Genomic DNA, 11,757 nt, shown 5'->3' with positions numbered 1-11,757 from the left:
GCGCCCATTCACCGTCGGTCAGGTCCGAGGGGTAACACGACTGCCGAGACATCGCGCCACCCTGCACGAACCGGCACACAAGATCACGCAGCCACGCCGACCGAGATCAACTTCTCAAACACGCACTAAGAGGCTGCTCTCAAGGTGCTCTACCTGGTCATCCGAAGCCTGCTGAAAGACCGCATCGCCCTGGAATGACAGGCGATCAACACCCTCACCCACAAACTCGATTGTGCGGTGGTGGTTGCTGGGCCGGGGTGGATGGTGCTTGACGTGAATGGTGGCGTGCTCGGTGATAGCAGCGAAGCGTGGTGACGCCGCGTTCCGGTCGCAAGTGGCGGGCTGGCAGGGACGTCGGAGCGCTCGGCGGTCCCCGCGGGCTGCTCGTTGTGTTGCTTTTGGCGTGGGTGCGCAGCACCTTGGTCAGCCGGAAGTGAAGATCGCATCCTTGGCGGCCTGCGCGATCATCGCCTGCGTGGGACCGGTGAGACCGATGCGGTTCCAATGAAAGATGACGTGGAGGGCGGTCACAGCGCGGATTCCCCGTGTGAGCTGGCCGCGCTCCCGCAAGGATTTCAGCTGTCCGCCGGTGTTCTCGAACGCGGTGAGCCAGTCGTGCCCGATGTCGTCGCGCTGGGCCTGGCCGGTGATGAGCTGCCGGACGTCGTTGGTGAAGGAGGTCCATGTCGCCGGGTCGGGGAGTTCGCCGCGCAGCACGGAGCGCTGTTCAGCGATCTGGGCCCATACCTCTCCTTGCTCGCCGAACTCTAGGCCTGCGGCCCGCATTAGTGCGGTGCAGAGGATCAGGGACCGTTCCCTTCGGTCTGCGGGGGTGCCGTTGAGGAACGTGAGCAGGTGGCGGCTGTCGGCGTGGAACAGCTTGTGCGCGGTGTCCATGCTTGGGTGGCCGCCGAAGGCGTGGATTTCGGGTTCGTAGATGTCGCCGGTCCAGTCGACGCCTCGGATGAGCTGAGAGCGAAGGGCGTCGCTGTCACGGCCGCGGGTTTCGGCGGGACGGTAGCGGACGCGCCAACGCCCCTTGCGGACGAAGAACCACGAAGTGATGAGGCCGGCGGTCTCGGCAGTGGGAAGAACACACGCTAGATGGGCGATGGCCTGCCGTTCGCGCTCACGAGCGTTCTGACCGGGGAAGGCGATGTTGACCTGGGTCCAGGAGGACTGGTTGGGGGTGTCGTTCATGGTCGGGGTCCTTTGTCAGCACAGCAGGAGGCAGGCGTCCCAGGACGTCGCGGTCCCCGTGGCGGCCAGGTCGGCTCCGGCCGTCCCGTCGAGGAGGCCGGGCGGCTCGTCGGATCCGGGTGCGGTCCGCCGGTGCCGCTCCAGCAGATGGGCGACGGGGATCGGGGTGAGGGCGTCAGCGGAGATTCGGCGCCCGGCCGCCAGCAGGCCGCCGGTTCCGTGGCAGAGGCCACGGCAGGTGAGGCGGGCCAGTTGCTCGGGGTCGCTCAGGGCCGCAGTGAACGCCGCCTCGGCCTTGTGCTGCCGTGCGGTATCGCCGAGGGCGCGGGCGGCGAGTTGCTGGGCGCGGGCAATGCCCGGTGTCCCGTAGCACCAGGACGGCCGCCACGGGTCTCGCTGTGCGCTGCTGCCGCGGCGTAGCTCGTCCAGTGTGAGGATCTCCGGCCACCACGCGTGGCCGGTCTTGGTCTGGCGTTCCCAGTGGTCGAGCCACTTGAGGATGCGGGTGAGCGCCGCTGCTTGCGCGTCGACGTGGAGGCCGTCGCGCATCGTCAGTGCCATGAGGGCGAGCGGCCCGGCGATCCCGTGTGCCATCCCGTGGTTGCTGTGGCCTCCTGCAGGACCGGGCGTGGTGCGGTTGGGGCCGGTCGGGCACCACCAGCCGGGGAGCCCGTCGAGCGGCTCGGTGAGCCGGACCAGGTAGGTCAGTACTTCACCGAGCAGGTCGATGGCGCCGATACGGCGCAGGGCGACGCCGAGGCCGGTCAGCCCGCGGATGAGGTCGAACTCGGCGTAGGCCGGTCGTCGGCGTTGGTCGATGCGCCGGTGGGCGGCCTCCAGGCGGCGACGCGTCACCGTCGCGGTCCCGGCGGCGGTGACGGCTCTGGCCTGGTCGAGACCTGCCCGGTCGGATGCGGCGAGGACGAACGCCAGCGCGGGAGCGCCGTAGTACAGGCTGGCGCCGGCGGCGACGCTGATGCCTTCGGCGACGGCCTCCTGCAGCGCCGCGTACGCCGCTTCCCAGTCGCCGGTTTCCAGGTGGAGCAGGGCGACGCCGGCGGCCCCTTCGGCGAGGTTCTGCGCCCTGTTCATCGGATGTAGGCCTTGGCGTCTTGGCCGTGCTGCCTGGTGTGCAGAGCGGTGTGGGCGACGGTACGGGCCAGCCGCAGGCAGCGCCGCTCGGATGCGGTGTCGACGCCGATCGTGCGGGCGTGGTGCAGGTGCAGCAGGTCGGCGAGCACCTGGTCGGTGTCCATCCCGTCCTGCTCGGTGAGGGCCCGGTAGGCGGCCAGTGCCTCCGCCAGCTCCGTGTCGTCGTCCGGGACGGTGACGCGGGCGAGCTGGGCGGGGTTCAGGCGCGGGCCGCTGCGGTGCGGGATGTGGTCGATGAGCCACCTCAGAGCGTCGCCGCCGGTGAACCCGTGGGCGATGGTGATCATCCCGGCGGCCGTGGCGGCCTCCGGGTCACCCGACAGCCGCCTGAGGACGGTGCGGGAGTCGGCGGCGAACACCGTTTCGGCCGCGGCCAGGGTTGGGCCGCTTCCGTGGCGGGTCTCCGGCCGGTACGTCGCCAGGGAGTATTCGGTCACCAGGCCGTCGTCGTGCAGACGCTCCGCCCACAGGGCGAGGTCATGGGCGGCACCCGCGAACAACTCTTCCTCGCGCAGTGGGACCCGCAGTCGCAGGTGCGGGGTCGGGTCGGGGTAGCGCAGGAACCACCAGCCCGTGGGGAGTTCGGGGAGGCGGGCGAGGATGTCGGTCAGGATGCCTGGGGATCGGCTGAACACGCGGGCGTCCAGCCACCGCGACCGTCCAGGCCAGTGCTGAAGGGTGCTGGCGGGACGGGCGGGCCGGGCCGGGCGTTGGGAGCGGGGCGGTGTCGAGGTGAGGGTGAGCAGGAGTTCGGCCGGTCTGCCGTCGATCCAGCCGGATGGTCCGTCGGCTTCGGTCAGGGCGGCGTCACCGTGCCGGTGAAGATGGCTGCGCAGCACTGCCAGGTGAGCGTTCTCGTCCAGGTCAAGACGCAGCCGCACATCGTCGAAAACGCGGTTCTGGCTGATCAGCACCTCACGTGGTATCCGGTGCCGTTCGCGGTGCCGCTGCCAAGCGGTCCGCCACTGCGGCCACGACGCGGCACGGTCGGGCAGCACCGTGGCGGGGATGCTCCAGCGGGCCGGGTGCAGGATGCAACGGCCTCGCCGGATCCTCGGTAGGAAGCGCAGAGCGCTGGCGTGCCCCCAGTCGAACCTGGCGCACGGAGCCGTCCACGCCGTCCAGATCTCGGTCAGGAACCGGACGAGCGGCTGCTGGGCGGTCGGCAGCATCACGCAGTTGAACAGCAGCGGTTCGACCGGCCGGCCGGTGACGTGGGAGAGCAGCCACAGCCGCTCGCCGTCCCCGGCCACGGCCAGGTCCGCGAGCTTCCAGTGCGGGTCGGGATGGAAGTCCCCGACCGGCAGGGCGGGCAGCAGTTCGGGTGCGCGGGCCACGGTGGCCAGGCGGGTGTGGAGCGGAGGAGCCGACAACTGCACCAGGTCCGCGCCGGGCATCGCGGCCGGAAGGCCGGTGTAGACGCTGCGGAAGTGCGCCAGCTCGCCGGGGGTGAGCAGGTGCAGGAACCGCGCGGCCGCGACGCCGGCGTGGCGGGCGCCGCTCACCACGGTCAGCGTGAAGGCGCCGCGGTCGAGGTCACGCGGCGCGTTTGCGGCGAGGGTGAACCTCAGCTCGGTGTGCGGGATCGGCGGCCGCGTGTCGTCGCCGCGCAGCGCGGCGGCCAGCTCGTCGTCGAGGACGACCTCGCCGCCGCCGTTCATGGCCGACTGCTGGGCGAGATCGGCGAGCAGTCGGTCGCGGGCGGTGAATCCCTCCGAGTCGCGGTGCGGGGAACCCCGGTACCCGGCGGGGAACCCCAAGACGTTCACCACCTTGCGCAGCGGCACGGCGGCACCTGGGCCCCACCGTTGGATGAACGCGCGATGGTAGGCGCCCCAGCCGGGCAGGCGCGGCGCCACGGCGGTCAGCGCCCCGGCGGCGTCCTCGGCTGCGGCGACCACGGCCGGGGGCAGCTTCACCGAGCAGCCGATCCGCAGGTCGACCGCGCTCTGGTGGCCTGGGTCGGGCAGGTCGGTGCGCCCGACAGCATGGTCGGCAGGGCGGGCTGCAGCGTGGTTGGCAAGGTGCCGGGCCAGGTGCGCGGCCGGGTCGGTCACGGTCATCGGCGGCCGGATCGCCGACAGCAGCACCCCCGCTTTCACCAGTGCGGTCAGCAGCCGCTCGGCCTCGGCAGTGCCACAGGGAAGCGTGTCGGCCACCTTGTCGGCGAGATCGGTGAATGCGATGGGGGAGGCGGCCTGTTCGACCGCGGCCCGCACCGGTTCGGTCAGGTCGATCTCGACGTCGAAGATCCGGTCGTGCTCGGTGCGGGCGCATGGCAGAACCCACCGCCCGCCACGGGCGTATCCGAGGGAGTTCGTCATGACCGCGACCGTGCGCAGGACCGGCAGGTCCTGCTCGGCCCGCGCGGTGTGCTCGGCGACGAAGCGGTCGTCGGGACGGGCCGCGGCCCGGTGCCGCCCGCTCCAGTGGACCGCCGCGCGCGGGCCGAGCTCGACCGGGGCCACACCGGCGAAGCGGCCGAACGGGGTCGCGCGGGTCGTCCACCGCAGCAGGTAACGGATCGTGGCCTCCACCAGGCGCCGCAACCGGTGCGTCCGGATCGGCTCGCCGTCCAGGGCGCGGGTGATCTGGGCGGCCATGTCGGGGGCGGCGGGGGTGAGGGTGGCCGCGAACTCCGGCAGCGTCCATGCCTGCCGCAACCACTGCAACCACTCTTCGGGCCGGTCTGCGGTCAAATCTGGCCAAGCCGGAAGGGTCAGGTCCTGGGGGTAGGCGGCGGCTCTGATCAAGGCCGCATCCGCCACGTGGAACATGAGTCGTTCACCGCCTCGCAGGTCGGTAGAAGGTGACCGGACAACCGAAGCCGGGCCCGGCCCCGTACGCAGAGGCCGGACCCGACCAGAGTGCGGGAGGCTGCTAGCGCACGCCGCCGACGTCGGCGTTGGTGGTGCAGGCGTCCGAGCCGGTATTGCCCGAGCCGCAGTTGTCGTCGGTGCTGGTGGCGTGGCCGCTCGCGGTGTCCCCGGAGTCGACCAGGCGGACGTTCAGCTGGTACTCGTCGTGTTCCATCGGGGGTTTTCCCTTCTCATCGAGAGGTGACGGTAGGAAAGGTGAGGACGATGCGGCTGTGCCGCTTGTCCAGGACGGTCCCGTCCGGCAGGTCGCCGTCGGGAGTGCGAGCGGGCAGGACGTCCAGGCCCGGCGCCGGGTTCCCGGCGTCCAGCCACGCGCGCATGTGCTCGACCATCCGCTCGGCCGCCGCGGCGGCGTCGTGCCCGTGGGCGGATGCGCCGAGATCGAACTTCCTGCCGGTCCAGCGCAGCGCCGACCGGTAGGAGAACGCGCCCTCGGTGAGGGCTGCGGGGGCACCGAACCGCCATGAGGGCGCGACGATGCCGGACTCGACGGCCGTCTCCTGCGCCGTCAGAGCCATGAACTCGCCCGCCTCGCGGGTGAGGCGGGTGGCCAGCCACAGATCCAGGTCGGCCAGCACGGTGCGGGGCGGCAACCTCACCCCCGCCCACGCCACCTGGCGGGGCTGGGTGAGCAGGTCGGCGACGGTGCGGGCGAGCACGTCGGGGTCGGTGCGCGGGTCCTCGTCGAACCGCAGGTGGACACCGTCGGCGACGTCGACGTACCGCATCCGGTGGGCTCCGTCGCCCTGCATCGAGACGAATCCGCACTGGCGGTGGCTGACGCTGCCCAGCCGGTCCCCGGAGCGCCGCAGCGCCCAGGACCGGGTCATCCCGAACGTGCGCAAAGGGACGACGATCACACCGTCGCCGGTGAGCTGCTCGCGCCAGGCGGGCGGGATGTCCCAGGCCCCGGCGGTGACGATGATCAGGTCGTAGCGGCGGCCCAGCTCGACCGGGTGCTCGGCGTCCGCGCACACCACGGTGACATCGCTGTAGCCCGCCCTGTCCAGGCAGGCGGCCGCCCGGTCGGTCACCTCCGGGTCGATGTCGACGGTCGTGACCGATCCCGCCGAGCCGACCAGCTCGCGCAACAGCGAGGCGTTGTAGCCGCCGCTGCCGATCTCCAGCACAGCGCAGTCCTGCAAACCACCCAGCGCGTCGACCGCCTGGCCGAGCATCTCGGCGATCAGGTACGGCGCCGACACCGAACTGATGGCCTCGTCACCGCGCCGGGCGGTGATCACCGCGGTGTTCTCGTACGCCTTCTCCAACGGGACGCCCGGAGTGAACACCTCGCGGGGAACGGTCCGCATCGCCCGCTCCACCTCGTTAGGCATCGTGAAGCCCTTGGCCTTATGGTCGGTGATGATCACATCGACCAGGGCGTTGCGGAGTTCCTCAGCCCGGTCGGCGCGGCTCGCGGTGTCGACGCTCACGACACGCCTCCTGGGGATGGTGCGGACCGGCCTGTGGACCCGTCGCTGTTCGCTGTCATCGCGGAAGCCTCCTTGAGATGTCGGATTCGTCGTACTCGGCCGGCAAGCCGGGTAGGGCCGGCCAGGACTGGTTCAGTCTGGTCGCGTGCCCACCGACGTGATGCCATCAGCAACGTTCGGCGATTCGGGTTCCACCACTCCTGAAAACCCGCCGCTGAACACCGGGCCAGACGAGCTACAGGTTGAGGGTGGCCCTGATCCGCTTGTGGTCCGAGTCCGGATCGGCTGGGTCGCGCGACTCGTGGACGCGCTAGCTGTCGACCGCGTAGGCGTCGGCGAGCGGCTTGTTGAGGAGGATGGCGTCGATGACCAGGCAGTGGCAACCGCCACATTCGAGATCATCTTAATAAATCTCCCAGGATTCGATGAACTGCATCGCTTTTTCTTTGCTGATCTCTTCGAGGTCATCCACAGTGGAGCAGTGATTCCACTCGGCGATGATCCCTGTCCTGCGCCATGCTGGGCGGTCGCGATAGAAGACCTCATCCACGACCCCTATTTCTGCCGATTTGCGCTGCCGGGCGATTCCGTGCGGATCATCCACTGCCTTTCCGCGACCTGTTATCGCGTAGTATTTGGTGGTGGCTTCTTCGGTCATGCTTAACCTTTTCGTCCGCGGATGGACGTCAAACGGTGCTGGCTAGATGTCGACCGTCAGGCTGATGCGTTTGTGGTCGGAGTCGGGGTGTTCAGGGTCGCGGAAGTCGTGGACGCGGTACGAGCCGGGCACGTAGGCGTCACGGAGCGGGTCGTTGAGGAGGATGCCGTCGATGACCAGGCATTGGCGTCCGTTGGGCCGCTCGATCTGCGTGGGGGTGAAGTCCTGGGCGAGTTCGGCGGCGTGGTGGAACCCAACGCCGCCCTCCCGCTGCCGCGTGGTGGGGTTCCACCATCCGACCAGGGCGTCCAGGGCGCGGGTGTCGTAGATGTGCGGGCCGGCCTGCCTGGCGCCGCCTTGGAACTGGACGCGGTAGTTGATCCCGCGCGGGTTGTGGAGGCCGGGTTTGTTCATGTCGGTGGGCTCGAAGTGGGGGCCGGAGGGGACGGTGTTCCAGTCCCCGAGGAGCGCGCACGGGATCGCCGGGTCGGCGAGCCGGTCGAACCGCCGGTTGTCGGCGAGGCGGGTGTCGCCGGAGTAGATGTCGCCGTGCGTGGCGGCGATCCGGATGGGGTCGGTGCGGCCGGGGAGGGTGAACAGCATCAGGTTGCGGTTGCGGGCGGCGAAGTCGGGGAGCCGGTGGGAGTAGAACCGCCGCACCACGACCTTTTGCGGGTCGACGTAGATGACGGGGGCGAACATGCCCCACTCGCGGGGCAGCGAGCACGGGTAGGGGACGTAGGCGGGGCCGCCGGCATCTCGCAGCGCGGCGGCGGCCTCGTGGGCGCCTTCCATGCCGTTCAGCTCGTACCGGTCGCCTTCGCCGATCACGGCGATGTCGGGCCAGTCGCCGTCGTGGAACATCCCGGTGACCTTGCTGTAGTCGTAGGGGCCGCCGTCGCCGGAGTAGGAGGAATAGCCGGCGTCGGCCCGGCCGCCATGTTCGACGTTGACGTAGCTGAGCCGTAGAAGGGTCATTCGGTGGGCTCCCTAGCTCAAAACGAGACGGACATGGCTGGTTTGCAGCGTTCTGCCGCGTGTCCGCCCCTGTGCCGGACGATCGGACTGGGGCATCACGTCTTGGCCACGGCGCATCGTGCGTCGATGTTGACGCCCCCTTCCGGTGGCTGACTGGGCTGCCAGAGTGCGGGTGGTACCAGGCCAGGCTGGACGGGGCTGAGACCGGTGAAGAATTCGGCGATCCGGGTGGGGGTGCGGAGCCGGTAGGGGGCGGCGCCGGTCGCGTTGTATGTCTCCTGCGCCCAGACGAGCGCGGTTTTGGTGGTCGTTGCGTCGGACAGCGCCAGGTAGCTGCCCGGTGCCAGACCGTTCATCAGGCGGCGCACGATCGCATGGGCGTCGTCGGTGTTGTCGATGTGGCCCATGACCCCGATGAGCAGGATGGCGACCGGCTGGTCGAGGTCGAGGTGGCGGGCGGCGCCGGCCAGGACGGTTTCGGTGTCGACGACGTCGGCGTGGACGAGTCCGGCGCTGCAGCACGGGCCTTCGTTCAGCAGTTCTTGGATGCGGATGGTCACCAGCGGGTCGTTGTCGACGTAGACGGTTCGGGCGTCGCGGGCTGCCGATCCAGCGATGATGTGGGTGTCGGTGAGGTCTTTGGGGGACGGGAGGCCGGGGCCGATGTCGATGAACTGCCGCACGTCTTGCTTGGTGAGGTATTCGATTGCCCGGTGCTTGAAGCTGCGCTGACTCGCCAGCATGTGCGCGAGGTCGGGATAGACCTCCTGGAAGGTCTCGGCGGCCTGCCGGTCGGCCTCGTAGTGGTCGTTGCCGCCCAGGATGTAGTCCCAGACCCGCGCCGAGTGCGGCACCAGCCGGTCGACGTCCTTCGATGTGAATGCTGGAACAACGGCGCCCGACGGTGTCTGCTGTTGTTGCGATGTGCCGTCCGCTACAGGCCCGAGCGGGTTGACGTCGACGTCCCGGTCTTCTCGGACACGGACCGAGCTGGGCGGTGGCGGTAGCTCGGACGCCGTCGTGTCCGGGAGGGGAATGCCGGCGGCGCTCAGCACGGTGAAGGCGTAGCCGAGCAGCGGCCCTGCGCATTCCCGGAGGAGCGTGCCGCTGAAGTCTCCGAGTTCTGCGGCGATGCGTTTCCACTCAAGGTCGGTGAGGTCGCGCCGGGTGAACTGGGTGAACCAGGCGCGGTCCAGGACGGTGACGGCGAGGCCGTATCGGTCGGCGATGTCCAGCAGTACCCGGGTGGCATCGCCGTCGTAGTGGTCGACCAGCGTCTCCAGCCGGGCGTACCGGCTGGAGACGCACTCGGCGTTCAGCACCTCGTGGACCTCGGAGGCGCGGTACCGGCGGTGACCGCCCACCGTGCGGATCGAGGAGAGCTTGCCATCCTGCGCCCAACGGGTGACGGTCTTGGAATCCACCCGGAACAGGGCGGCGACCTCTCCAGGTGTGAGCAGCGGCTCAGGTTCAGTCATGGGACCAGTGGTTTCGACGGAGGGAAAAGGGGGGTGCGGTGCGGCCCCGGGAACGGGGCCCTTGGCGGTTCCAGAGGCCGCACAGCAGGTCAGACAGCAGGCTCTGGCGCGGTCTCGGACAGGAAGGACGCAGGATGAAGGGCCGTGACCTGGGCCAGACGACCCGACCACTGCCCCTTGCCGGTACCGAGGGCGGATTCGGCGAGGCGACGTAGCTGGATATCGCCGGTCCCGGCGGGCGCGTCGATATGGAAGGCGTCCCGCACCAGACGTTCGATGCAGCGGTCGCGCCGGAGTCCGGCCGCCGCGTGAATCTTCATCGCGTCCAGGGCCGATTCCATCAGCGACTCCACACCCCGATACTTGGCGCTGATCAGCGCGTCGTCGCAGGGCTGCCCGTGGTCGAGCATGTGGGCGGCCTGGTAGGCCAGCGTGCGGGCGGTCATCAGCCGCTCGTTGATCTCCCCGATCCGCTGCTCGACGGTGCGCAGCTTGGCCAGTGGTTCGCCGCGCCGGTGGCGGTCCTTGGCGAAGGCGACGGTCTCCTCCAGCAGCGCCTGGTGGATACCGAGCGCGACGGCCGTGAGGTTCGGGCATCCATACAGGCGGGACGAGCTGTAGGCGACGTGCAGGCCGTCGCCCTCAGCGCCGATCATGTTGTCGGCCGGGACCCGGACGTCCCTCATGACCAGGTCGCCGAAGGAGAAGCCGTGCAACCCCAGCGGCGGCTGGTAGGGGAGGAGCGTCAAGCCTGGCCGGTCGTGCTCGACCAGGAACGCCGACAGGGCCTGGGACCGGCGGGTGCCGGGGCCGCCGGTGCGGACGATGACGCCGTGCACGTGGCCCACGTGGGAGTTCCCGACATAGAGCTTCCGGCCGTTCAACACCCACTCGTCGCCGTCGCGGCGGGCGCTGGCCGCCATGTCCAGCACGTTCCCGCCCGAGCCCTCTTCGGTCACCGCGATCGTCGGCAGGCACGCCCCGGCCGCGATCGGGGGAAGCCACCGCTGTTTCTGCTCCTCGGTCCCGTAGTGGATGATCTTGGCGACACCGAGCTGGGACGCCTGGACCATGGCGCCCATCGCCCCCGACACCCGCGCCAGCTCCTCGATCACGATCGTCTTGGCGAGGTGCCCGGCATCCATGCCGCCGTACACCTTGGGGATGGTCACCCCGATCCATCCCTGCCGGGCGATCAGGGTCGAGGTTTCGACGTCGACGGCTTGGGTGGACTCCATCCAGGCCACGCGCGGCGCGACCTCGGCGAGCGCGAAGGCACGCACTGCCTTGCGCAGGCTCCTGTGACCGTCGGTCTCGAACACGGGCACCATCTCCTTCCACTTGGACCCACTGCCGGACGGTCGGGTCCGGCAGACGTCGTCACCGCGGCCAGTCAGCCGCTCGTGTCGCCGGAGCTGTGGCGGCCGCGAGTGCCGGCCCGCTGCGCGAGCGCGTCCATGAGTGCGTCGCGGTGCCGCTTGATCAGTGCGAGCGAGGTTTGCCCGGTCTCCCGAGGGAGCGGGTCGGTGCCGATGACGCACACGGTGCCCAGCACGGTCCCGGTGGGCTGCTGGTGGATGAGCGGTGCGCCGGCGTAGGTGCGGACCCCGAGCTTGTCGACGACCGGGTTGGAGGCGAAGTGCGGGTTGGCGCACACGTCGGACAGAATCAGCGCCTTGGTGCGGTCGAGCATCTCGGGACAGAACCCGTGATCGGGCCGCATGGTCCGGTCCACCGCGCGCATGCCCGGCGGAATGTGCAGCCCGACGAACGTCTGCTCCTGCTCGGTGAACAGGTTCACCATCGCATACAAGTTCTTGCCGTGGTCGCCGAGTTCGGCGGCGAAGGCGCCGGAGATCTGGGCGGCGAACCGGTCGAACTCGGTGTCCGGGGCGCCGTCGAGGCCGAGTTCGGCGAGCAGCTTCATGCGCTGCTCGGCGGTGTCGTGCCAGGTGGGGAGGGACACGCCGGCGTCG

10 protein-coding genes and 1 pseudogene are annotated in these 11,757 nt (G+C 69.9%); 1 reads left to right on the top strand and 10 read right to left on the bottom strand.

Going from position 1 to position 11,757, the window contains the following annotated elements; all coding sequences use genetic code 11:
• Window positions 1-423 precede the first annotated feature (423 nt).
• The 5 genes from ABFX46_RS43070 to fxlM all read right to left on the bottom strand — a co-directional run bounded on the left by ABFX46_RS43070 (window position 424) and on the right by fxlM (window position 6,667).
• Window positions 424-1,200 (bottom strand): thiopeptide-type bacteriocin biosynthesis protein, encoded by a 777-nt coding sequence (locus ABFX46_RS43070; RefSeq protein ID WP_346050388.1) that lies wholly within the window; start codon window positions 1,198-1,200, stop codon window positions 424-426.
• 15 nt (window positions 1,201-1,215) lie between these two features.
• Window positions 1,216-2,292 (bottom strand): lanthionine synthetase C family protein, encoded by a 1,077-nt coding sequence (locus ABFX46_RS43065; RefSeq protein WP_346050386.1) that lies wholly within the window; start codon window positions 2,290-2,292, stop codon window positions 1,216-1,218.
• Entirely contained in the window at window positions 2,289-5,015 is a 2,727-nt protein-coding gene (locus ABFX46_RS43060) for a lantibiotic dehydratase (protein WP_346050384.1), read from the bottom strand. Before ABFX46_RS43060 ends, ABFX46_RS43065 begins: the two co-directional genes overlap by 4 nt.
• A gap of 217 nt (window positions 5,016-5,232) precedes the next feature.
• Window positions 5,233-5,385, bottom strand: coding sequence for an FxLD family lanthipeptide (locus ABFX46_RS43055; RefSeq protein ID WP_346050382.1), 153 nt, complete (start codon window positions 5,383-5,385; stop codon window positions 5,233-5,235).
• Between the two features lie 16 nt (window positions 5,386-5,401).
• Window positions 5,402-6,667, bottom strand: a complete 1,266-nt coding sequence (gene fxlM, locus ABFX46_RS43050; RefSeq protein ID WP_346050380.1) for a methyltransferase, FxLD system — start codon at window positions 6,665-6,667, stop codon at window positions 5,402-5,404.
• Window positions 6,668-6,812: 145 nt separating this feature from the next.
• Between fxlM and ABFX46_RS43045 the strand changes: the two genes are divergently transcribed.
• Window positions 6,813-7,331 (top strand): hypothetical protein, encoded by a 519-nt coding sequence (locus ABFX46_RS43045; protein ID WP_346050378.1) that lies wholly within the window; start codon window positions 6,813-6,815, stop codon window positions 7,329-7,331.
• A gap of 36 nt (window positions 7,332-7,367) precedes the next feature.
• On the opposite strand, the gene ABFX46_RS43040 is transcribed toward ABFX46_RS43045, so the two are convergent.
• From ABFX46_RS43040 to ABFX46_RS43025, 5 genes and pseudogenes are all read right to left on the bottom strand, one after another.
• Window positions 7,368-8,303: a hypothetical protein gene (locus tag ABFX46_RS43040; protein WP_346050376.1), complete on the bottom strand. Its 936-nt coding sequence runs from the start codon at window positions 8,301-8,303 to the stop codon at window positions 7,368-7,370.
• A 95-nt stretch (window positions 8,304-8,398) separates the two neighbouring features.
• Entirely contained in the window at window positions 8,399-9,358 is a 960-nt protein-coding gene (locus ABFX46_RS43035) for an SAM-dependent methyltransferase (RefSeq protein ID WP_428831384.1), read from the bottom strand.
• A 261-nt stretch (window positions 9,359-9,619) separates the two neighbouring features.
• Window positions 9,620-9,781: pseudogene (locus ABFX46_RS43740) on the bottom strand (BldC family transcriptional regulator); the annotation flags it as partial.
• Window positions 9,782-9,870: 89 nt separating this feature from the next.
• Window positions 9,871-11,112, bottom strand: a complete 1,242-nt coding sequence (locus ABFX46_RS43030) for an acyl-CoA dehydrogenase family protein (RefSeq protein WP_131943859.1) — start codon at window positions 11,110-11,112, stop codon at window positions 9,871-9,873.
• 62 nt (window positions 11,113-11,174) lie between these two features.
• Window positions 11,175-11,757: GAF domain-containing protein (locus tag ABFX46_RS43025; RefSeq protein ID WP_346050372.1), on the bottom strand; the 583-nt coding region annotated here is incomplete at its 5' end.

This window comes from Actinomadura chokoriensis (assembly GCF_039529475.1).
GTDB lineage: Bacteria > Actinomycetota > Actinomycetes > Streptosporangiales > Streptosporangiaceae > Spirillospora > Spirillospora bangladeshensis.
This window is presented reverse-complemented; position numbering and strand designations above follow the sequence as displayed.